The sequence below is a fragment of the Pseudomonas sp. NPDC086566 genome (assembly GCF_050280885.1).
In the GTDB taxonomy this organism is placed as follows: Bacteria; Pseudomonadota; Gammaproteobacteria; order Pseudomonadales; family Pseudomonadaceae; genus Aquipseudomonas; species Aquipseudomonas vlassakiae.
In genome coordinates this window covers 90,297-111,670 of sequence record NZ_JBNNWD010000001.1, presented here as the reverse complement: position 1 = coordinate 111,670, position 21,374 = coordinate 90,297, and the positions used below count along the sequence as shown (strand labels likewise).

Here is a 21,374-nt window from a genome sequence, read left to right as displayed (position 1 = left end):
CTGTTTTATCTGTATCTGTAGCATTGAGGAGCCACCGTGAACCTCGAAGCCGGCAGCCCAGGTTTCGCCAGCACCCGTCAGGCCCCCGCCGTGCATCGCCTGCGGGTGCTGACGGTGAACACCCACAAGGGCTTCACCGCCTTCAACCGGCGTTTCATCCTGCCTGAGCTGCGCGAGGCGGTGCGCAGCACTCAGGCCGACATCGTGTTCCTCCAGGAGGTACTCGGCAGCCACGACCGCCATGCCGCGCGCTACCCTGGCTGGCCGCAGACCTCGCAGTACGAATTCCTTGCCGACAGTATGTGGAGCGACTTCGCTTACGGCCGCAACGCGGTCTACCCCGATGGCCACCATGGCAATGCGCTGCTGTCCAAGTACCCGATCATCGAACACCGCAACCTCGACGTGTCGATCACCGGCCCCGAACGGCGCGGCCTGCTGCACTGCATCCTCGACGTCCCCGGCCAGCACAACGTGCACGCCATTTGCGTGCACCTGTCATTGCTGGAAAACCATCGACAGAAGCAGCTCAAGCTGCTGCGTCAGTTGCTTGATTCCTTGCCTGCCGAGGAGCCGGTGATCATTGCCGGCGATTTCAACGACTGGAAGTCCCATGGCAACCGCACCCTTGGCCTGCAGCGCGATCTGCACGAGGCCTTCGAACGCCATCATGGCCACCTCGCCCGCACCTACCCGGCGCGCCTGCCCCTGCTGCGCCTGGACCGCATCTACCTGCGCAACGCCGACAGCCATGCGCCGCAGATACTGGGGCACAAACCTTGGACGCACCTTTCCGATCATCTGCCACTGGCCGTGGAGGTCAGGCTGTAACAATGATTCGGCATAGCCAATGCCGCAGAAATAGCGATCATCGCTATACAAGGTAATTTCATCATAAGAATCAATGAGTTACTCACGATTACAGGACTTCGACAGACCTTTCACGCTTTCTTGACGCAAGCGCCTGTCTCTCCTTAGCTGAACACTATCACTAGATGTAAGAACTCGCGCCGGGCTTCTAGCTCGCGCCTTTGTGCGCGCTCGTGAACGCTGGCGTGCTGGTTTGGGTCGCCCTCTGTTTTTGTCGTACAGCTCGTGACAACAGGCCAGGTCCTTGGGCTTTAACCAAAAAAACAGAGGAGATCCGCCATGAAAAGAACCTCGAACCCCTTGCGCTTCGAACCTATTTTCTATGCGGTTTCCACGTCGATGCTTCTGGCAACCCCAGTGGAAACTTTCGCGTTCGAACTGCAGGAAGATCCAATCTCGCCCAGCTACCTGCAGCACGCGACAGTGCCGACGTTGTCGCTAGACCCGGTCACTGCCAGCGGCCTTAACATGGGGACGCTGAACGCCTTCAGCGAGAAAATGAGCGAACGCCACAATCTGCCTGCCCCCGAACGGGCAGGCGGCCAATGGGCACAGTTCTTCCCTGGCACCATGCCCCAGCCTGGGGCGCGGGCGCCAGAGCAGCTGGAAGCGCCCAGCCAGCAACTGATGATCGGCCCGGACCTGTTCGTGCGTGAAACCGCCGATGGCAATGTCCACCGTGCGGGGATTTTCGTCGGCCATAACAACCTGCAAAGCAGCTTCAACGGCGTACGGCCGCTGCTGGGCGACAAACAGCGCAACGCCGTCAACCTCAGTGGCGAAAGCCTGGGGGTGTTCTGGAGCATGACCCATGAGCGAGGCTGGCACCTGGATGCCGTGGCCATGGGCTCGCGCATCGAGGTGATGGGCCGCGGCGACAGTGGCCAACGCCTGAATGACAGCGGCCATGCAATGACGTTTTCGGTCGAAGGCGGTTACCCGATCGGCCTGGGTGGCGGCTGGGTGATCGAGCCCCAGGCGCAATTGATCAACCAGCAGTTCTTCCCGGGTAACCAGGTGCAGGCGGAGACCTTGCAGGCCTTCGATAGCCAGCCGAGCTGGAGTGGCCGGGTCGGTGCCAAGCTGTCCGGGCGCTACGAAGTGAAAGGCATGCCGATCGAGCCCTATGTGCGGACCAACGTCTGGTACGACTTCAACGACGCCAGCGAGGTGAAGCTCGACCAGGTCGACAAGATCTCCAGCTCGCGATACTCGACGACGGTGGAACTGGGCTTGGGCCTGGTGGCACGGGTGACACCCAAGGTAGCGCTGTTCGTCAGTGCCGACTACAGCAGTGATGTGGATGGCAACGACCTCAATGGGCTGATAGGCAGCCTTGGGGTGCGGATGCGGTGGTAGGCAGGTCTGGCCTCTTCGCGGGTGAACCCGCGAAGAGGCCAGCATAGGCAATAAATCAGGCCGGTTTCATCACCAGAACGCCAAGCGGCGGCAGGTTCAGCGCCAATGACAATGGCTGCCCATGGCTGGCCACCTGATCACTCGCCACCGCCCCCAGGTTGCCCACGTTCGACCCGGCATACAGCTCGGCATCGCTGTTCAGCAACTCCTGCCAACGCTCGCCAAACGGCACACCGATCCGGTAGCCCTCGCGCGGCACCGGGGTGAAGTTGGCCACCACCAGCAATGGCTCTCCCTGGCTGCTCCAGCGCAGCCAGGCGTACACGCTGTTGTGCGCGTCATCGCCGATCAGCCATTGGAACCCCTGGGGCTGGCAGTCCTGTTCGTGCAGCGCCGGCAGCTCGCGATACAGGCGGTTGAGGTCGCCCACCAGGCGCTGTACGCCCTGGTGCTCGGGATACTGCAGCAGGTACCAGTCCAGCTGGTGGTCATGGTTCCACTCGCGCCACTGGCCAAACTCGCAGCCCATGAACAGCAGCTTCTTGCCCGGGTGGGTCCACATGAAGGTCAGGTAGGCGCGCAGGTTGGCGAACTTCTGCCAGCGGTCGCCGGGCATCTTGTCGATCAACGAGTGCTTGCCATGCACTACCTCGTCGTGCGAGATCGGCAGGATGAAGTGCTCGGAATAGGCATAGATCAGACCGAAGCTCATCTCATTGTGGTGATAGGTGCGGTGCACCGGATCGTTCTGGATGTAGTGCAGGGTGTCGTGCATCCAGCCCATGTTCCACTTGTAGGCGAAGCCCAGGCCGCCCTGTTCGGTCGGTTGGCTCACGCCCGGCCAGGCGGTGGACTCCTCGGCGATGATCAGTGCGCCCGGTGCCTCGTGGGCGGCAATACCGTTGAGGTGGCGGATGAAATCGATGGCTTCGAGGTTTTCGCGCCCACCGTGACGGTTGGGCACCCATTCGCCGGGCTTGCGCGAGTAGTCGCGGTAGAGCATCGAGGCCACCGCATCGACGCGCAAACCGTCGATGTGGAAGTGTTTGAGCCAGTGCAGGGCCGACGCCATCATGAAACCACGCACCTCGTTGCGGCCGAGGTTGTAGATCAACGTGTTCCAGTCCTGGTGGTAGCCTTCGAGCGGGTTGTCGTACTCGTACAGTGCCGTGCCGTCGAAGCGGGCCAGGCCGTGTTCGTCGGTGGGAAAATGCGCCGGTACCCAGTCGAGGATCACGCCAATGCCACCCTGATGGCAGGCATCGATGAAGGCCGCGAAGTCCTCAGGGCTGCCGTAGCGCGAGGTCGGCGCAAACATCGACAGCGGCTGGTAACCCCACGACCCCCCGAACGGGTGCTCCATGATCGGCAACAGCTCGATATGAGTGAACCCCAGTTGCTGCACGTAAGGCACCAGGCGTTCGGCCAGCTCACGCCAGTTGTAGTAGCGCGACACCTCACCCAGCTCGTCAAGCTCGCATTGCCAGGAGCCGGGGTGCAGCTCGTAGATCGACAACGGGGCGCTGTAGGCGTGGCGCTGGGCGCGGTGCTGCATCCAGTCGTGGTCATGCCAGGTGTGGCTCAGCTCGGCGGCGACCTTGGACGCGGTGCTCGGCGGCAGCTCGGTGGCGCGGGCCAGCGGGTCAGCTTTCAGCGGCAGTATGCCGTCCTTGCCGAGCACTTCGAACTTGTAGGTTTCGCCCACACCCAGGCGCGGCACGAACAGCTCCCACACGCCAGCACTGTGGCGCAGGCGCATGGGGTGGCGGCGGCCGTCCCAGTTGTTGAAGTCGCCGACCACCGACACTCGCCGCGCATTCGGTGCCCACACCGAGAAGCACACGCCATCGACACCCTCCACCTGAGTCGGCTGAGCGCCAAAGCGCCCGGACAGGTCGCGGTGGTTGCCTTCGGCAAACAGGTACAGGTCCATGTCGCCAAGTTGCGGGCCGAAGCTGTAGGGGTCTTCGGTCACCTGCTCGCCACCGGCCCAGCCGATTTGCAGCAGATACGGGTGTGCCTCATCGAGGTGCGCAGTGAACAGGCCAGGCAGGCTGCCCTGCACCATGTCGGCAAGGATGCGCCCGTCATGGCGCGCCAGCACCCGCGCGCTCAGGGCATTGGGCAGGAAGGCGCGGACGGTCACGCCGCCCTGCCCGTCGCCGTGGGGGCCCAGCACTGCAAATGGATCGGCGTGCTCGGCGCGGGCCAGGGCATCCAGGTCCCGTTGCCGAAGGCCGCCGTTTTCACGCGTGGTTGCGTTCATCTATGACTCTCCCCAGGTACTGATCAGTCCATGCAGGCCATGCAAAGGCACGGCCAGCCAACTTGGACGGTTTTCGGCTTCGTATGTGATTTCGTAGGCGGCTTTTTCCAGGCAGAACAACTCCAGTGCGGCGCGCTCGCCCTCGGCATGTTGCCAGGCGTGGGGCATGGCGGCGGTGGCCAGGCCGTAGGCTTCGACAAAGGCATGCCGCGACTGGTGCAGGTACTGCCGGGCAACCCGGTGCCGGGCTTGCCGGGCCGGGTCGGAAAGGTCTACGGCAGACGCGCTGCGCAAGATCATCGCAGCAGCATAGTCGAAGGATCGCAACACGCCGCTGACATCCTTGTACGGGCTGTGTTTGGCCCGGCGTTCGTCCAGCGGACGGGCAGGTTCGCCCTCGAAATCGATCAGGTAGGCATCGCCCTGCACCACCAGCACCTGGCCCAGGTGCAGGTCGCCGTGCACGCGCATCAGCAGGCCACCCTGGGCCTGTTCGGCGAGCCTGGCGATGTGCTGGGCGAGGCCGTCACGCTGCTGTTGGAGGTCGTCGACCAGGGCCTGGCTGTCGCTGTCGAGGTGGTCGCGGTGCTGCGCCAGCAGGTCGAGGGCGTGGTCCAGCTCGGCGCTGATCTGCGCGCTCCAGCGTTGGCTGTCATCGGCGTCGCTGGCGCGTGGCTGGAAAGCCTCGTCGTTGCCCGGCGCCGCCAGCAGTTGGTGCATCTCGCCCAGGCGCTGGCCGAGCAAGGCGGCGAAGCCGGTGAGTTCGGCCAACGCGTCGGTATGCACTTCCGGGTCGGCAGTGCCGGGCTCCATCTCGTCGCGGATGGCCCGCTCCAGGGTGTTCTGGGTCCAGGCCCAGGCGTCGCCCTGGTTGCTGAGGTAGCCTTGGGCGATCATCAACAGGTGCGGCTCGCCCTGCTCATCGACGCGGCTGACCCAGGCCAGCAGCGGCGAGATGTTGGCGAAGCCGGCGGCGGTGAGATAAGCGCTCATTTCCAGCTCGGGGTGAATGCCTGGGTTGACCCGGCGAATCAGCTTGAGCACCACGCGGTCGCCAACCACCACCGAGCTGTTGGACTGCTCGGCGCTGAGGTAGCGCACCTGGCTTTCCTCGTTCAGTTCAAGCCCGGCCAGCTGAGCGGTGCAGGCGAAGCGCAACTCGCCTTGGCCATTGCCGCAGGGCAGCTGCGTGCCGTCCTGGCAGGCCCGCAGCACCGCGCGGATGAACGGTTCGAGGACGAAGGCATCGGTAATCAGGCCGACCTGGCGGCCACGGCGCACCCGCGACAGCGCCAACTGCTGTGGCAGCGCCGAGTTGATCTGCTCTTCCGGAAGCAGGCCGAACGGCAGCTGGTAGCGGGTGGCTACGCCATCACTGAGCACCTCGATCTCGCTGAGCAGCACCGGGGTAGTCGCGGTGCCGAAACGCACGCCGTAGCGCAGGCGCACCTGGTCGATCGGGCCTTCCTTGCCGGCAAACCAGCGGCGCTTGGGCAGGTATTGCGGCAGGATGGTGTCGTTGAGGGTGTCGCTGGAGGGCGATTCCAGCAGTTCTTCCATGCGTTTGCGCAGTACTAAAGTGGTCAATTCCGGCAACCCCTCGGTGGCTTGGATGTGCCAGCTGGGCATGCGGTCATGGGCAGCCAGCAGGAACCAGTAGAAGGCGTATGGCGGCAACGTCAGCAGGAACGGCAGCTGGCCAATCGGCGGGAAGGCGCTGCCACCGAGCATCTCCACCGGCACCTTGCCCGCGTACTGCGACAGTTCGAGCTCCGCCGCCTGGGCGGCGCGGGACACGTTGGCGACGCAGAGGATCACTTCGGTGTTGCCGTCAGCGTCGGTGTACTCGCGAATGTAGGCCAGGATGCGCCGGTTGCTCGGCGTCAGCGTACGCAGGCTGCCGCGGCCAAAGGCCTTCTGCTGCTTGCGCACTGCCAGCAGCCGGCGGTTCCAGTTCAACAGCGAGTGCGGGTCGTGGGCCTGGGCTTCGACGTTGACGGTCTGGTAGCCGTACAACGGGTCCATGATCGGCGGCAATACCAGGCGTTGCGGGTCGGCTCTGGAAAAGCCGCCGTTGCGGTCCGGTGACCATTGCATCGGCGTACGCACGCCGTCGCGGTCGCCGAGGTAGATATTGTCGCCCATGCCCAGTTCATCGCCGTAGTACAGCGTTGGCGTGCCTGGCATCGACAGCAACAGGCTGGTCAGCAGCTCGATGCGCCGCCGGTCACGTTGCAACAACGGCGCCAGGCGCCGACGTATACCGAGGTTGATGCGGGCGCGACGGTCCTCGGCGTAGTAGTTCCACAGGTAATCGCGCTCGCGGTCGGTGACCATTTCCAAGGTCAGCTCATCGTGGTTGCGCAGGAAGATCGCCCACTGGCAGTTGGCCGGGATGTCCGGGGTCTGGCGCAGGATATCGGTTATCGGGAAGCGGTCTTCCATGGCCAGCGCCATGTACATGCGCGGCATCAGCGGGAAGTGAAAGGCCATGTGGCATTCGTCGCCATCCCCCTCGCCGAAATACGGGCGAGTGTCTTCGGGCCACTGGTTGGCCTCGGCCAGCAGCATGCGGTCAGGGTAGTTGGCGTCGATCTCGGCGCGGATCGCCTTGAGCACCGTGTGGGTCTCGGCGAGGTTCTCGTTGTTGGTGCCGTCGCGCTCGATCAGGTACGGAATGGCGTCCAGGCGCAGGCCATCGACGCCCAGATCGAGCCAGAAGCGCATCACCCCGATCACCGACTTGAGTACCTGCGGATTATCGAAATTGAGGTCCGGCTGGTGCGAATAGAAGCGGTGCCAGAAGTACTGCCCGGCGACCGGGTCCCAGGTCCAGTTGGACTTTTCGGTGTCGAGGAAGATGATCCGCGTGCCGTCGTACTTCTGGTCGTCGTCCGACCACACGTAGAAGTCCCGCGCCTTGCTGCCGCGCTTGGCATGGCGGGCGCGCTGGAACCACGGGTGCTGGTCACTGGTGTGGTTGATGACCAGTTCGGTGATCACCCGCAGGCCGCGCTTGTGCGCCTCGGCGATGAAGCGGCGGGCGTCGGCCATGCTGCCGTAGTCAGGGTGCACCGCCTTGTATTCGGCAATGTCGTAACCGTCGTCGCGCCGCGGCGAGGGGTAGAACGGCAGCAGCCAGAGGGTGTTGACGCCGAGCTCGGCAATGTAGTCGAGCTTGCTGATCAGGCCAGCGAAATCGCCTATGCCATCGTTGTTCGAATCGAAGAACGACTTGATGTGCAGCTGGTAGATCACGGCATCCTTGTACCACAGCGGGTCATCGATGAAGGCTGCCGGGCGGGACCGCTTGGCCATGTGCGACTCCTTGCCCTATCGGGCCTTGCTGATGCGCCAGATGCCGAACGGCAGGTTCCAGGGTTCGATGCGCATCCACTGGGTCTTGCCGTACCAGGACCAGCGATGGCCGGTCATCAGGTCTTCGCCATGGGTTTCGGCATTGTCATCCAGGCCCAGTTCCCACAGCGGCAATTCGAAATGTGCCTCCTGGGCGTTGTGCGGATCGAGGCTCACCGCGACCAGGATGAAGTTGTCGCGCGCTGGCGTGCGTTTGGCGAAGTACAGGATGTTGTCGTTCCAGCAGTTGAAGAACGCCACCCCAAGGTGTGTCTGCAGTGCAGGGTTCTGGCGACGGATGCGATTGAGCTGGGCGATCTCGGCAATGATGTTGCCAGGCTGGGTGAAGTCCCGGGGGCGGATTTCGTATTTCTCCGAATCCAGGTATTCCTCCTTGCCCGGCAGCGCCGCGCTTTCGCACAGCTCGAAGCCGCTGTACATGCCCCACAGCCCCGAGCCCATGGTCGCCAGCGCCGCCCGGATGAGGAAACCGGCGCGGCCGTTATGCTGCAGGAAGTACGGGTTTATGTCCGGCGTGTTGACGAAGAAATTCGGCCGGTAGCATTGGCTCCACGGCGGCTGGTTAAGCTGTTCGAAATACTCGCGCAACTCTTGCTTGGTGTTGCGCCAGGTGAAGTAGGTATAGCTCTGGGCGTACCCGACCTTGCCCAGGCGCGCCATCATCGCGGGCTTGGTAAAGGCTTCGGCGAGGAAGATCACGTCGGGGTACTGAGCACGCACATTGGCGATCAGCCATTGCCAGAAGGGCAACGGTTTGGTGTGCGGGTTATCGACACGGAAGGTCTTCACCCCCTCCTCGACCCAGCCAATGATCACGTCACGCAGGGCCAGCCACAAGCTGGGTACCGCGTCGGGCGCATAGAAATCGACGTTGACGATGTCCTGGTATTTCTTTGGCGGGTTTTCCGCGTAGCGAATGGTGCCGTCCGGCCGCCAGCTGAACCAGCCTGGGTGCTCGGTGAGCCACGGGTGGTCCTGGGAGCACTGGATGGCAAAGTCGAGGGCGATCTCCAGGCCATGCTGGGCGGCGGCAGACACCAGGCGGCGGAAGTCGTCACGGCTGCCCAGCTGCGGATGGATCGCGTCGTGGCCGCCGTCCGGGCTGCCGATGGCATAGGGGCTGCCCGGGTCACCGGGCTCGGCCTGCAGGGCATTGTTGCGGCCTTTGCGGTGCTTGCTGCCGATGGGGTGGATCGGTGGAAAATACAGCACATCAAAGCCCATGTCGCGAATCATCGGCAGGCGCTGGTGCACGTCGTTGAAGGTACCGTGGCGCTCCGGGCTGTCGGTGATCGAACGCGGGAACAGTTCGTACCAACTGGCGAACTGCGCCGCAGGCCGGTCGACGTCCAGTGGGTATTCGATGCTGCGGGTCAGGTAGCTACGGTGCTCGGCTTCGGCCATCAGCCGCGACGCTTCGGCGCCCAGCAGCAGTGCGACCTGATCATCGGTGTGCAGCTCGGCCAATTGCCGCTGCAAGCGTTGCAGTTCGTCGCGAAGCACGCCTTCACTGAGTTCGATGCCTTTGCCAAGCATCAGCCGGCCTTCTTCGAGCTCCAGCTTGACGTCGACGCCGGCGTGGTACTTCTTCTCCAGATCATGGCAATAGGTGGCGAACGGGTCGATCCAGGCCTCGATGCTGAACACGTGCGGGCCGATCTCCGTGGGCGTGAACTCGGCCAGCCACAGGTCGTTGCCCGGCGACTGCATCGGCACGCAGTGCACCCGACGGCTCTGCACCTGGCGCCAGGTCAGCACCACAGCCATGCGGTCATGGCCATCGGTATAGACCTTGCTGCTGACCGCCACGGGCTGGCCGCTGATAGCCTTGGCCGCGAAGCTGCCGGCGTCGAGCACAGGCTGGGTGTCTTCGATGACGATGCGTGGCGCCAGTAGCGCCTGGGACAGGCTGATGGCCTGGTCCGGGTGATCATTCGCCGTGGGCGCACTTTCAAAGGGCTCGTTGCGTGACATCGACCTTGCTCCCTCAGGCTGGTGGCGGTAAGGGTTCAGAGCCGGGCGCACGTCCTGGGGTTCAAAAAAATTGGAGCGAATGGCAGCTGCCAGCGGTCAGAGCCTGCAGGACCACTTCAATTCCACCCACGCGCATCTACACGAGCCAGGCCATGAACATCCCCATTCCACCGGAAACACCCGACCCCAATATCGACGACCCGAGCCTGCCGCCGCCCGTGCCGGAGAAAGACCCGGACGAGCTGCCGATCAAGCCGACCATGCCGCCGACGGTGGGAGACCCGCCGAGCGATGAACCACCGGTGAAGGCTTAAGGGTAGACGACAGGCACTGATATTTTTGCCAGTAGCGCGGTTTACCGGCGGTGGCGCAAATTAGGGCTCCCTGTTCATGCCAAGGAGCCCCCTATCGTGCATATCGCGACCCGTTGGCTGCGTATGGAATTCGAGCGGCAAGTGATCGACTACTTGCAGGATGCCGGGGTGGTCGACCCGTGGCTGGGGACTTGGCTCGCGCATCAGGACAGCGATAAATGCGAGTTCGCGCTGATGGGGCTGGAGGCACGTTACGGCGTGCACCTGCGCCGTGATTACCGGACCGTTGCCGAGCTTGCTGCCGGGCTATGCAAGGCAATGGATCTGAGCTGACTCTTCCGGCCCTTTCCCGGGCAAGCCCGCGAAAGGGCCAGTTGAGTCAATACATCAGCCTGCAGATACAGCTGCAATTTCCGCCATGCTGATTTCCCGCATGCGGAATTTCTGCACCTTCCCCGTCACCGTCATCGGAAACTCGTCAACGAAGCGGAAATACCGTGGCACCTTGAAGTGCGCAATGCGTGCCTTGCACCAGTCCTGCAGTTCCTCGGCCGTGGCGCTGTGCCCTGGATGCAGCTTGATCCAGGCCACGATCTCTTCGCCATAGCGGTTGCACGGAATGCCCACCACCTGCGCGTCGGCCACTGCCGGGTGGGTGTAGAAAAACTCCTCCAGCTCGCGCGGGTAGATGTTCTCGCCACCGCGAATGATCATGTCCTTGTTGCGCCCGACAATGCGCACATACCCGTGCTCATCCATCACCGCCAGGTCACCCGAATGCATCCAGCCAGCAGGGTCGATGGCCTCCGTCGTGGCCTCGGGGTTGCCCCAGTAGCCAAGCATCACACTGTAGCCGCGGGTGCAAAGCTCACCGATCTCACCCCGGGCGACGATGCAGCCATCGGCGTCCACCAGCTTGGTCTCCAGCTGCGGCTGCGTGCGGCCAACCGTGGTCACGCGCAGTTCCAGCTCATCGTCCGGGCCGGTTTGCAAGGACACCGGGCTGGTTTCGGTCATGCCGTAGGCGATCTGCACTTCGGCCATGTGCAGATGCTCGATGACCCGGCGCATCACCTCGATCGGGCAGGTGGCGCCGGCCATGATGCCGCTGCGCAGGGTCGACAGGTCCAGTTGCGTGCGCAGCGGGTGATCGAGCATGGCGATGAACATGGTTGGCACGCCATACAGGATGCTGGCACGTTCTTCGGCGACGGCGCGCAAGGTAAGTTCGGCGTCGAAGGCGTCGTTGGGGTAGACCATGGTACTGCCGTGGGTGATGCAGCCGAGGTTGGCCATGACCATGCCGAAGCAGTGGTACAGCGGCACCGGGATCACCATGCGGTCACGCTCGGTCAGGCCGAGGCTTTCACCGACCATGAAGCCGTTGTTGAGGATGTTGTAGTGGCTGAGCGTGGCACCTTTGGGCGCACCGGTGGTGCCGGAGGTGTACTGGATATTCACTGGCTGGTCGAACTGCAGGCTGTGCTGGCGAGCCACGTAGGCTTCCACCAGCGTTTGCGCTGCCCGCTCGGCCAGCGCTTGCCAGGGCAGGAAGCCGCTGGGCGGGTTGGCCGCCAGGCTGATCACCCCGCGCAGTTCGGGCAAGCGTTCACTGGCCAGTTCGCCAAGGCGCGCGGTCGCCAGCTCCGGTACCAGTTCTTCGACCATGGCATGGTAATCAGACGTCTTGAACGCATCGGCACACACCAGCCAACGGCAGCCAGACTGGCGTAGGACGTACTCCAGTTCCCCCACGCGATAGGCCGGGTTGATGTTGACCAGAATCGCGCCGACCTTGGCGCTGGCCAGTTGCAAGATGCACCACTGGGCGCAGTTGGGCGACCAGATGCCGACCCGGTCGCCAGTGTTCAAGCCCAGGGCCATCAGCGCGCGGGCATGGGTGTCGACCTGTTCGGCCAGCTGCCGCCAGCTGTAGCGCAGGCCCTGGTGGCGCACCACCAGCGCTTCGCTGTCGGCGCAACGGGCCACGGTGGCATCGAACGCCTGGCCGATGGTCAGGGTCAGCAGGGGCTGGTCCTGGCGGCCGCGGGTGTAGCTTGGTTGACTCATGGGTGTCCCTTCTTGTGGTTGTTCTGGGCACGACTGAAACGAGCTGGGCATACTCTGGCGCAGATTTACGTTTACGTAAAGGTGACGAGCGGATTGACAGTGACCGAATGGGAGGTTTACGTTAACGTAAAGGTGATGAACGACACCTGCCCCGGCTTGACACCGAACCCTGTGGGAGCGGCGCCAGATCCTCGGCTACGGTGTAACCCAATTTCAAGAACAACAAGGTGCCCCAGCATGCATTACCCCTCCCTGAACTTCGCCCTGGGCGAAACCATCGACATGCTCCGCGACCAGGTGCGCACCTTCGTTGCCGCCGAACTGGCCCCGCGCGCTGCGCAGATAGACCACGACAACCTGTTCCCTGCCGACATGTGGCGCAAGTTCGGCGACATGGGCCTGCTGGGCATCACCGTGCCGGAAGAATACGGCGGCGCCGGCCTGGGCTACCTGGCCCACGTGGTGTCGATGGAAGAGATCAGCCGCGGTTCGGCTTCGGTCGCCCTTTCCTACGGTGCCCACTCCAACCTCTGCGTCAACCAGATCAACCGCAACGGCACCCACGAGCAGAAGCTCAAATACCTGCCCAAGCTGATCAGCGGCGAGCACATCGGCGCCCTGGCCATGAGCGAACCCAACGCCGGTTCCGACGTGGTATCGATGAAACTGCGCGCCGAAAAGCGCGGCGACCACTATGTGCTCAACGGCAGCAAGACCTGGATCACCAACGGCCCTGACGCCAACACCTACGTGATCTATGCCAAGACCGACCTGGACAAGGGCCCCCACGGCATCACCGCGTTCATCGTCGAACGTGACTGGAAAGGCTTCAGCCGCAGCAACAAGTTCGACAAGCTGGGCATGCGTGGTTCCAACACCTGCGAGCTGTTCTTCGACGGCGTCGAAGTGCCGGAAGAAAACATCCTCGGCCAGCTCAACGGCGGCGTGCGCGTGCTGATGAGCGGCCTGGACTACGAGCGCGTGGTGCTGTCCGGTGGCCCGACCGGCATCATGCAAAGCTGCATGGACCTGGTGGTACCGTACATCCACGACCGCAAGCAGTTCGGCCAGAGCATCGGCGAGTTCCAGCTGATCCAGGGCAAGATCGCCGACATGTACACCCAGCTAAACGCCAGCCGCGCCTACCTGTATGCCGTTGCCCAAGCCTGCGACCGTGGCGAGACCACCCGCAAGGACGCCGCCGGGGTGATCCTCTACACCGCCGAACGCGCCACGCAGATGGCCCTGGAAGCGATCCAGATTCTCGGCGGCAACGGCTACATCAACGAATTCCCGGCTGGCCGCCTGCTGCGCGACGCCAAGCTGTACGAAATCGGTGCCGGCACCAGCGAAATCCGCCGGATGCTGATCGGCCGCGAACTGTTCAACGAAACCCGCTGAGCACAAGGGACGGGCGCACATGGCTACCTTGCACACCCAGATCAACCCGCGTTCGGCGGAGTTCGCCGGCAATCGCGCGGCCATGCTCGAACAGGTCCAGGCCCTGCGCGGCCTGCTCGCCCAGGTGGCACAGGGCGGCGGGCCCAAGGCCCAGGAGCGGCATACCTCGCGCGGCAAGCTGCTGCCGCGCGAGCGCATCGACCGGCTGCTCGACCCGGGCTCGCCGTTTCTCGAGATCGGCCAGCTGGCAGCCCATGAGGTATACGGCGAAGACGTGCCGGCCGCAGGCGTGATCGCCGGCATCGGCCGCGTCGAAGGCGTGGAATGCATGATCGTGGCCAATGACGCCACAGTCAAAGGCGGTTCCTACTACCCGCTGACGGTGAAGAAGCATTTGCGCGCGCAGACCATTGCCCTGCAGAACCGCCTGCCGTGCATCTACCTGGTGGACTCCGGTGGCGCCAACCTGCCGCGCCAGGACGAGGTGTTCCCCGACCGTGAACATTTCGGGCGGATCTTCTTCAACCAGGCCAACATGAGCGCCTTGGGCATCCCACAGATCGCCGTGGTGATGGGCTCGTGCACGGCAGGCGGCGCCTATGTGCCGGCCATGGCCGACGAAGCGATCATGGTGCGCCAGCAGGCGACCATTTTCCTCGCCGGGCCGCCCTTGGTGAAAGCCGCCACCGGTGAAGTGGTCAGCGCCGAAGACCTCGGTGGCGCCGATGTGCATTGCCGCACCAGCGGCGTTGCCGACCACTACGCCGACAACGACGAACACGCCCTGGCCATCGCCCGGCGCAGCGTGGCCAACCTCAACTGGCACAAGCTCGGCAAGCTGCAATGCCAAGCGCCGGTGGCCCCCCTGTATGCCGCCGACGAGCTGTATGGGGTGGTCCCGGCCGATGCCAAGCAGCCGTTCGACGTGCGCGAAGTGATCGCACGGCTGGTCGATGGTTCGGTGTTCGATGAGTTCAAGGCCCTGTTCGGCACCACCCTGGTGTGCGGTTTCGCCCACCTGCATGGCTACCCTGTGGCGATCCTGGCCAACAACGGCATTCTCTTCGCCGAAGCCGCGCAAAAAGGCGCGCACTTCATCGAACTGGCCTGCCAGCGCGGCATCCCGCTACTGTTCCTGCAGAACATCACCGGCTTCATGGTCGGCAAGAAATACGAGGAAGGTGGCATCGCCAAGCACGGCGCCAAGCTAGTCACCGCCGTGGCCTGCGCCCAGGTGCCGAAGTTCACGGTGATCATCGGCGGCAGCTTCGGTGCTGGCAACTACGGCATGTGCGGCCGCGCCTACGACCCGCGCTTCCTGTGGATGTGGCCCAACGCGCGCATCGGCGTGATGGGTGCCGAGCAGGCTGCAGGGGTATTGGCCCAGGTCAAGCGCGAGCAGAGCGAACGCAGCGGCCAGGCCTTCAGCGCCGAGGACGAGGCCAGGCTCAAGCAGCCGATCCTCGACCAGTACGAGCATCAGGGTCATCCCTACTACTCCAGCGCCCGCCTGTGGGACGACGGTGTCATCGACCCCGCGCAAACCCGCGACGTGCTGGGCCTGGCGTTGTCAGCCGCGCTGAACGCCCCGATCGAACAGAGCCGCTTCGGCATTTTCCGGATGTGACCCATGAGCGATTTCAGCACCCTCGAAGTGATCCGCGACCCTCGCGGCTTCGCCACCCTGTGGCTGAGCCGCGAGGACAAGAACAACGCCTTCAACGCGCTGATGATCCGCGAGCTGATCGTGGCCCTCGACCAGCTGGCCGAGGACGCCAGCCTGCGCTTCCTGCTGCTGCGCGGCCGCGGCCGGCACTTCAGCGCCGGCGCCGACCTGGCCTGGATGCAGCAATCGGCGCAGCTGGACTTCAACACCAACCTCGATGACGCCCGCGAGCTCGGTGAGCTGATGTACGCCCTGCACCGCCTCAAGGCACCGACCCTGGCCGTGGTGCAAGGCGCGGCCTTCGGCGGCGCGCTGGGCCTGATCAGCTGCTGCGACATGGCCATTGGCGCCGAAGATGCCCAGCTGTGCCTGTCGGAAGTGCGCATCGGCCTGGCCCCGGCGGTGATCAGCCCGTTCGTGGTCAAGGCCATCGGCGAACGCGCCGCACGCCGCTATGCCCTCACCGCCGAGCGTTTCAGCGGCGTGCGCGCCCGCGAGCTGGGCCTGCTGGCCGAGGTGTACCCGGCCAGTGAGCTGGACGCCCAGGTCGAAGCCTGGGTGAACAATATGCTGCAGAACAGCCCGCAAGCGCTGCGCGCCACCAAGGACCTGCTGCGCGAGGTGGACGACGGCGAACTCAGCCCGGCCCTGCGCCGCTACTGCGAAAACACCATCGCCCGCATCCGCGTCAGCGCCGAAGGCCAGGAGGGCCTGCGCGCCTTCCTGGAAAAACGCCGCCCCGCCTGGCAAACCGACGACAAGAAGGAGCCGCGCCCATGAGCCGCCCCGCTTTGACCACCCTGCTGGTCGCCAACCGTGGCGAGATCGCCTGCCGGGTCATGCGCACCGCCAAGGCCATGGGCCTGACCACGGTCGCCGTGCACAGCGCCACCGACCGTGACGCCCGCCACAGCCGCGAAGCGGATATTCGCGTCGACCTGGGCGGCAGCAAGGCCGCCGACAGCTACCTGGTGATCGACAAGATTCTCGCTGCGGCAAAGGCCAGCGGCGCCCAGGCCATCCACCCGGGCTATGGCTTCCTGTCCGAAAATGCCGGCTTTGCCCGCGCCATCGAACAGGCCGGGCTGATCTTCCTCGGGCCACCGGCCAGCGCCATCGATGCCATGGGCAGCAAGTCGGCGGCCAAGGCCTTGATGGAAGAGGCCGGGGTGCCACTGGTGCCCGGTTACCACGGCGAAGCCCAGGACCTGGACACCTTCCGCGCCGCCGCCGAGCGCATTGGCTACCCGGTGCTGCTCAAGGCCAGTGCCGGTGGTGGTGGCAAGGGCATGAAAGTGGTCGAGGACGAAAGCCAGCTGGCCGACGCCCTGGCCTCGGCCCAGCGCGAGGCACAGTCGTCCTTTGGCGATGCGCGCATGCTGGTGGAGAAGTACGTGCTCAAGCCACGCCATGTGGAAATCCAGGTGTTCGCCGACCAGCACGGCAACTGCCTGTACCTCAACGAGCGTGACTGCTCGATCCAGCGTCGGCATCAAAAGGTGGTTGAGGAAGCCCCGGCGCCGGGCCTGTCCGCCGAACTGCGCCAGGCCATGGGTGAAGCGGCGGTACGCGCGGCGCAGGCCATCGGTTATGTCGGTGCTGGCACCGTCGAATTTCTGCTGGACGCACGTGGCGAGTTCTTCTTCATGGAGATGAACACCCGACTGCAGGTCGAGCACCCGGTCACCGAAGCCATCACTGGCCTCGACCTGGTGGCCTGGCAGATTCGCGTGGCCTGCGGCGAGCCGCTGCCGATCACCCAGGCACAGGTGCCGCTGATTGGCCATGCCATCGAGGTGCGGTTATATGCCGAGGACCCGGCCAATGAATTTTTGCCAGCCACCGGCACGCTCACGCTGTACCGCGAATCGGCACCGGGCGAAGGCCGCCGGGTGGACAGCGGGGTCAGCGAAGGCGACGTGGTGTCACCTTTCTACGACCCGATGCTGGGCAAGCTGATCGCCTGGGGCCAGGACCGCGAGCAGGCGCGCCTGCGCTTGCTGGCCATGCTTGACGAGTTCGCCATCGGCGGGCTGAAGACCAATATCTCCTTCCTGCGCCGCATCCTTGCTCACCCGGCGTTTGCTGCAGCAGAACTGGATACGGGGTTCATTCCACGCCATCAGGAGGCTCTGTTGCCGGCACCACAGGCACTGCCTGCGGGCTTCTGGGAGGCCGCGGCACAAGCCTGGCTGCAAGGCCAGCCACCGCATCAGCGGGCCGACGATGCGCGTTCTCCGTGGGCCGAACGCAATGGCCTGCGCCTGGGGCTGCCGGCGCGCAGCAGCCTGCATCTGGTCAGTGGCGGTGAAAACCAGGCGGTTGCCCTGGAGTGCAGTGCCGCGTCGACCTGGCAGCTGGAGGGCGAACAGCTGGGCCATGACGCAGACGGCATCCGTCGTCGCTATCTGGCGGTACGTCGCGGTGGCATGCTGTTCCTGCGCTGGGAGGGCGAGATGCATGCCGTCGAAGCCTTCGACCCGGTCGCCGAGGCCGCGGCCAGCCACAGCCATCAGGGCGGGCTCGGGGCGCCCATGAACGGCAGCATCGTGCGGGTCCTGGTGCAGCCTGGGCAGGTGGTCGAGGCTGGGACTGCGCTGGTGGTGCTCGAAGCCATGAAGATGGAGCACAGCATTCGTGCGCCCCATGGCGGGACGGTGAAGGCGCTGTTCTGCCAGGAAGGGGATATGGTCAGCGAAGGGACGGTGCTGGTCGAACTGGCTGAGTGACGCATACAGGGGCTGCTGGGCAGCCCCAACACGCTAGAAGACGCCGTGGACCCGCACGACCACGCCGAGAAACTCGCAGCCCTCTTCACACACCAGCGTCGGGTAACTGCGGTTCAGCGCCTTCAGATACCGCTGCCCACCTTCCTCTGTCAGCTCACGCAGAATCGCCGTCTTACCGGGCTGCCGGGCAATGACCAACCGCCCCGGCTCCACCTCCAGCCCCGGATCCACCAGTATCCGCATGCCCTGGGGCACGCTGCGGCCACTGGCTGAACTCATCGTGTCGTTTTCAACGGTCAACCAGAACGCCTTGCCCTGTGCCAGGTAATCCGTCTGCTCGAACACGCCGGGCTCGGCCATCTCTGCAGTTCCAAGCTCATCCCAAGCCAGCACCGGGTAGCGAAAGCACACGATGTATTGCATGAGGTCAAGTTCGTCATCGTCGTCATCCACCTCGTAGATGCCGCGCTCCTCACCCACTTGCCCCTGAATGCGCAACTGCAGGCTGACGCTGTAGTGAGGCATGCCAATCTCGACGAACGTGCGGTTCATCGACTCGATCTTCGGCTGGCGCCGCTTGTTCACCCAATGCCCCACGCTGCCTTGAGACACGCCAACGCGCTCGGCAAGCTGCTCCTGAGTGAGCTTCAGCTCCTCCATCCGGTCACGGACGAGGGCAATCCATTTATCCATATTCATCGCTGGCACGATACGGACTGCCTTCTGGCGCTCAATAAACATTCAGTATTATTTCTAGAAAAGCACATAAATACCCGAGGTATTAAACTGAGGCAGAACCCTTTCCCATTGGCCTGCGCAGGTATCAGGATGAAACCACCGAAAGACGACGTAACAGATCTCGACAGCGAAGCGGCCCGCCGTGCGCTCGATTACTACCTCAATCCGAACCCCACGCGCCCTAGCGCGCACAACCGGATCTGGACCCTGCACGAAGGCGTTACCGCCGAGCAGGCCCAGGATCACGCCATCGAGCTCCTGCGCTGCGCCGCCGCCACAGCCCACGAAACCGCCACCCATCAGGAAGGCAGTACCCGCGAGTTGACGTTCGCACTGATGCACATGATCGACATGGCCAGAGCCCTGCTGGAGCACAGACGCGCACTGCAGAACGGCTTATAGGCAAAAAAGAAGGGAGAAAGGTGATGGCCGGGTACCGGTAAAAGGCCCCATTTGCCGGGATCAGGAAGCGCGCCGGTAAAATTTTTTACCGGATAACTGAAAATTCATTTGACTGGCAAATGATAACGATTATTATTGCACTCAGCTGATCGCAAGATCTGCTGGATAACCCGGAGCTTAGGTCGCTCCAGATTATCTCCTCATCAGGCTAATCACGGTTTTTGACCCGGCTTTTTGCCGGGTCATTTTTTTTGGCTCTTCAGGCTAATGAAGATCGTTGATGGCGCGCATGATAGCAAAAGTGTTTCAGAGCGTGAACGCTCATTACAAATCTTTGCGGAATCAGCACTTGAGAATCAATCTCGTTTTAACTAGGCTGGTTCTGCATCAAGGACGATGCCCCCACCCTACCCCGAGCAAGGAGCTGTCCATGAGCCGTCTGCTGCTGCCCCTCGAGCACCCTACGCCCTCCAGCGACCATGCTGCCGAACATGAGCTGCTGTTCGCACTCAAGCGCCTGCCCCGGCGCGTGCAGCAAGTGTTCCTGCTCAACCGCCTCGATCAACTGGACTTCGCCAGCATCGCCAAGCGCCTCGACCTCCCGCTGCTCAGCATCGAACGCAACATGAACCAGGCGCTGCAGGTGGCGCAACCGCGCGCAGATGGGTTGGCCAGTGTGGCCGGCCAATGGTACGTGCGGTTGCAGAGCCCTGACGTGACGTCGTGCGAGCGCATCGACTTTCGCCGTTGGCTGGATGCGGCACCCGCCCACCTGCAGGCGTTTCACGATACTGAGCTGCGCTGGCGCAGCCTGCTCGCCCCGGCGCGGGAGCTGGGGCAGGATGGCTGGTATCGGCAAGGCCGTGCGGCCATTTCGGTGGGTGGATGTTCAGTGGCGGTTGGCTTGGGTGTGGCGGCGCTGTTGTTGTTTGGCTACTGGGCCTGAGTCACAAACCAACTGGCGCCGCTCCAAACCTTTCAGATAGATAAGCAAGTACCAGCCCGTAAGGCTGCAGGCGACAAAACCCAGCGCCAGGCTCATCGGCAAGCTGCCGCTGATCGAAGCCACCAGCATGCTGGCGCACCCACCGAATGCAAACAGCATCGTATTGTTGAGCGAAGCCGCTGCACCTGCCCGCTCAGGGTGTCGGCCCAGCGCATGGGTTGTTGCAGCTGGCCGAACGATGGTTGTACCGATGGTACAGAGCACCAATGGAAACAGAAGGCTGAAAACTCCAAGCTCATGCACGATTACAACCAGGCATAGAGTAACCCCAGCCAGACCGATGAGCGCGAATCCCCAACCCACCTGCGCCTGCATACCCACGCGGCCATTCAGCCAGCTGGCAATGAATCCACCGATCATGTATGCCAGCCCGTAGCCGAGAAAGACCATAGAGAAGCCAAACTCCGTAAGGCCCAGCTGTTCGATGAGCAACAAGGGAGATACAACCACAAATGAAAAATGGCAGGCGAACGCCAAGCATGAACATAGCGAGCTGACGAGAAAAGCGCGATCCTTGAGCAAAACCGGATAGCTACTTAATACACCTGCAGTGCGAGTTGCTGTCGGTTGCTCTTGCAGCAACTTCAAGGAAAGCAGCAATACAACAACGGCTAGCAGCACAAAGACCTGAAAGCTGCCTGCCCACCCGAAATACTGCTGAAGCACGCTGCCGGCAAGCGGCGACAAAGAAATAAACAAGCCGCTGGCACTGGTCATGAGAATACGCATCGCATTGCGCTCATGGCCGCTGAATTTGTCCTGCACCAGCGCTTGGCTAAGCACGAAGCACCCGCATCCCACCGCCTGTATTTCACGAAAAACCATAAAGCTTTTGTAACTCGTTGCGAGGATGCACCCCACCGCACCTGCAACGGAAACGATCAGGCCAGCAATCAGCAATCGTTTTCGCCCCATCCGATCTGAGAGCGGGCCGATGATGGATTGCGATATGGCTACGCCGATAGCGAACAGGCTGATCGAATACGCAATGTAGTGCGCATCAACATCAAAGTCCCGGGCCAGCAACGGCACAGAGGGCAAAATCACATCGAGCGGAAACACCCCGAGGAGGCTGATGAGGAGGAGCAATAAAACATAACAACGGGTGGACCGCGAAGCGTATCGTCTATTCATCGAACCAACCTTGTTTCTCAACATATTTAAATAGGATGCGATCTAAATCGACTACTTCTTTGAGCAG

16 protein-coding genes are annotated in these 21,374 nt (G+C 63.2%); 10 read left to right on the top strand and 6 right to left on the bottom strand.

The annotated features are described in order from the left end of the window. Positions 1-36 precede the first annotated feature (36 nt). Both ACQKPS_RS00520 and ACQKPS_RS00515 read left to right on the top strand, forming a co-directional pair. Positions 37-831, top strand: a complete 795-nt coding sequence (locus ACQKPS_RS00520) for an endonuclease/exonuclease/phosphatase family protein (protein ID WP_427602100.1) — start codon at positions 37-39, stop codon at positions 829-831. 318 nt (positions 832-1,149) lie between these two features. Further along, the gene (locus tag ACQKPS_RS00515; protein ID WP_427602098.1) at positions 1,150-2,229 is read left to right on the top strand and encodes an autotransporter outer membrane beta-barrel domain-containing protein; all 1,080 of its coding nucleotides are present in this window, start codon (positions 1,150-1,152) and stop codon (positions 2,227-2,229) included. Between the two features lie 55 nt (positions 2,230-2,284). Here the strand turns inward: ACQKPS_RS00515 and glgB are convergent, their stop codons facing one another. Genes glgB through ACQKPS_RS00500 form a run of 3 tightly spaced genes read right to left on the bottom strand, consistent with a single transcriptional unit; the run spans position 2,285 to position 9,847 of the window. After that, positions 2,285-4,495 carry a 1,4-alpha-glucan branching protein GlgB gene (gene glgB, locus ACQKPS_RS00510; RefSeq protein WP_254480623.1) on the bottom strand — a complete coding sequence of 737 codons (2,211 nt, stop codon included), beginning with the start codon at positions 4,493-4,495 and terminating at the stop codon, positions 2,285-2,287. Beyond that, the gene (gene treS, locus ACQKPS_RS00505; protein ID WP_254480624.1) at positions 4,496-7,813 is read right to left on the bottom strand and encodes a maltose alpha-D-glucosyltransferase; all 3,318 of its coding nucleotides are present in this window, start codon (positions 7,811-7,813) and stop codon (positions 4,496-4,498) included. Between the two features lie 15 nt (positions 7,814-7,828). Further along, complete coding sequence (locus tag ACQKPS_RS00500) at positions 7,829-9,847, bottom strand: alpha-1,4-glucan--maltose-1-phosphate maltosyltransferase (protein WP_427602095.1); 2,019 nt, start codon at positions 9,845-9,847, stop codon at positions 7,829-7,831. 152 nt (positions 9,848-9,999) lie between these two features. Here ACQKPS_RS00500 and ACQKPS_RS00495 point away from each other — a divergent pair, with 152 nt between their 5' ends. Then, positions 10,000-10,161, top strand: coding sequence for a hypothetical protein (locus ACQKPS_RS00495; protein ID WP_254480626.1), 162 nt, complete (start codon positions 10,000-10,002; stop codon positions 10,159-10,161). A 96-nt stretch (positions 10,162-10,257) separates the two neighbouring features. Further along, positions 10,258-10,494: a hypothetical protein gene (locus ACQKPS_RS00490; RefSeq protein ID WP_254480627.1), complete on the top strand. Its 237-nt coding sequence runs from the start codon at positions 10,258-10,260 to the stop codon at positions 10,492-10,494. A 54-nt stretch (positions 10,495-10,548) separates the two neighbouring features. Here the strand turns inward: ACQKPS_RS00490 and ACQKPS_RS00485 are convergent, their stop codons facing one another. Then, the gene (locus ACQKPS_RS00485; RefSeq protein ID WP_254480628.1) at positions 10,549-12,231 is read right to left on the bottom strand and encodes an AMP-binding protein; all 1,683 of its coding nucleotides are present in this window, start codon (positions 12,229-12,231) and stop codon (positions 10,549-10,551) included. A 237-nt stretch (positions 12,232-12,468) separates the two neighbouring features. On the opposite strand from ACQKPS_RS00485, the gene ACQKPS_RS00480 reads away from it, so the two are divergent. The 4 genes from ACQKPS_RS00480 to ACQKPS_RS00465 are packed head-to-tail and all read left to right on the top strand — an operon-like array spanning position 12,469 to position 18,027. After that, the gene (locus ACQKPS_RS00480) at positions 12,469-13,632 is read left to right on the top strand and encodes an isovaleryl-CoA dehydrogenase (RefSeq protein WP_254480629.1); all 1,164 of its coding nucleotides are present in this window, start codon (positions 12,469-12,471) and stop codon (positions 13,630-13,632) included. Positions 13,633-13,651: 19 nt separating this feature from the next. Next, positions 13,652-15,259: a carboxyl transferase domain-containing protein gene (locus ACQKPS_RS00475; protein ID WP_054886279.1), complete on the top strand. Its 1,608-nt coding sequence runs from the start codon at positions 13,652-13,654 to the stop codon at positions 15,257-15,259. Between the two features lie 3 nt (positions 15,260-15,262). Further along, the gene (locus ACQKPS_RS00470) at positions 15,263-16,078 is read left to right on the top strand and encodes a gamma-carboxygeranoyl-CoA hydratase (RefSeq protein ID WP_283724042.1); all 816 of its coding nucleotides are present in this window, start codon (positions 15,263-15,265) and stop codon (positions 16,076-16,078) included. After that, the gene (locus ACQKPS_RS00465; RefSeq protein WP_427602091.1) at positions 16,075-18,027 is read left to right on the top strand and encodes an acetyl/propionyl/methylcrotonyl-CoA carboxylase subunit alpha; all 1,953 of its coding nucleotides are present in this window, start codon (positions 16,075-16,077) and stop codon (positions 18,025-18,027) included. The genes ACQKPS_RS00470 and ACQKPS_RS00465 overlap by 4 nt, the downstream gene beginning before the upstream one ends. 33 nt (positions 18,028-18,060) lie before the next feature. Here ACQKPS_RS00465 and ACQKPS_RS00460 read toward each other — a convergent pair whose 3' ends face one another. Further along, entirely contained in the window at positions 18,061-18,768 is a 708-nt protein-coding gene (locus tag ACQKPS_RS00460) for a LexA family transcriptional regulator (protein ID WP_254480633.1), read from the bottom strand. An 87-nt stretch (positions 18,769-18,855) separates the two neighbouring features. On the opposite strand from ACQKPS_RS00460, the gene ACQKPS_RS00455 reads away from it, so the two are divergent. Together ACQKPS_RS00455 and ACQKPS_RS00450 are read left to right on the top strand one after the other, a co-directional pair. After that, the gene (locus ACQKPS_RS00455; protein WP_254480634.1) at positions 18,856-19,167 is read left to right on the top strand and encodes a DUF6124 family protein; all 312 of its coding nucleotides are present in this window, start codon (positions 18,856-18,858) and stop codon (positions 19,165-19,167) included. A 430-nt stretch (positions 19,168-19,597) separates the two neighbouring features. Continuing rightward, positions 19,598-20,113, top strand: a complete 516-nt coding sequence (locus tag ACQKPS_RS00450; RefSeq protein ID WP_254480635.1) for a DUF4880 domain-containing protein — start codon at positions 19,598-19,600, stop codon at positions 20,111-20,113. Here ACQKPS_RS00450 and ACQKPS_RS00445 read toward each other — a convergent pair. Next, positions 20,057-21,307 (bottom strand): Bcr/CflA family efflux MFS transporter, encoded by a 1,251-nt coding sequence (locus tag ACQKPS_RS00445; protein WP_254480636.1) that lies wholly within the window; start codon positions 21,305-21,307, stop codon positions 20,057-20,059. The two genes, ACQKPS_RS00450 and ACQKPS_RS00445, sit on opposite strands and share 57 nt — an antisense overlap. Positions 21,308-21,374: the final 67 nt, after the last annotated feature.

What these genes read in the sequence shown, in the direction of transcription:
- ACQKPS_RS00515 (WP_427602098.1), top strand. Translation starts at nt 1,150, where the DNA reads ATGAAAAGAACCTCGAACCCCTTGCGCTTCGAACCTATTTTCTATGCG.
- glgB (WP_254480623.1), bottom strand. Translation starts at nt 4,495, where the DNA reads ATGAACGCAACCACGCGTGAAAACGGCGGCCTTCGGCAACGGGACCTG.
- treS (WP_254480624.1), bottom strand. Translation starts at nt 7,813, where the DNA reads ATGGCCAAGCGGTCCCGCCCGGCAGCCTTCATCGATGACCCGCTGTGG.
- ACQKPS_RS00500 (WP_427602095.1), bottom strand. Translation starts at nt 9,847, where the DNA reads ATGTCACGCAACGAGCCCTTTGAAAGTGCGCCCACGGCGAATGATCAC.
- ACQKPS_RS00495 (WP_254480626.1), top strand. Translation starts at nt 10,000, where the DNA reads ATGAACATCCCCATTCCACCGGAAACACCCGACCCCAATATCGACGAC.
- ACQKPS_RS00485 (WP_254480628.1), bottom strand. Translation starts at nt 12,231, where the DNA reads ATGAGTCAACCAAGCTACACCCGCGGCCGCCAGGACCAGCCCCTGCTG.
- ACQKPS_RS00480 (WP_254480629.1), top strand. Translation starts at nt 12,469, where the DNA reads ATGCATTACCCCTCCCTGAACTTCGCCCTGGGCGAAACCATCGACATG.
- ACQKPS_RS00475 (WP_054886279.1), top strand. Translation starts at nt 13,652, where the DNA reads ATGGCTACCTTGCACACCCAGATCAACCCGCGTTCGGCGGAGTTCGCC.
- ACQKPS_RS00470 (WP_283724042.1), top strand. Translation starts at nt 15,263, where the DNA reads ATGAGCGATTTCAGCACCCTCGAAGTGATCCGCGACCCTCGCGGCTTC.
- ACQKPS_RS00465 (WP_427602091.1), top strand. Translation starts at nt 16,075, where the DNA reads ATGAGCCGCCCCGCTTTGACCACCCTGCTGGTCGCCAACCGTGGCGAG.
- ACQKPS_RS00460 (WP_254480633.1), bottom strand. Translation starts at nt 18,768, where the DNA reads ATGTTTATTGAGCGCCAGAAGGCAGTCCGTATCGTGCCAGCGATGAAT.
- ACQKPS_RS00455 (WP_254480634.1), top strand. Translation starts at nt 18,856, where the DNA reads ATGAAACCACCGAAAGACGACGTAACAGATCTCGACAGCGAAGCGGCC.
- ACQKPS_RS00450 (WP_254480635.1), top strand. Translation starts at nt 19,598, where the DNA reads ATGAGCCGTCTGCTGCTGCCCCTCGAGCACCCTACGCCCTCCAGCGAC.
- ACQKPS_RS00445 (WP_254480636.1), bottom strand. Translation starts at nt 21,307, where the DNA reads ATGAATAGACGATACGCTTCGCGGTCCACCCGTTGTTATGTTTTATTG.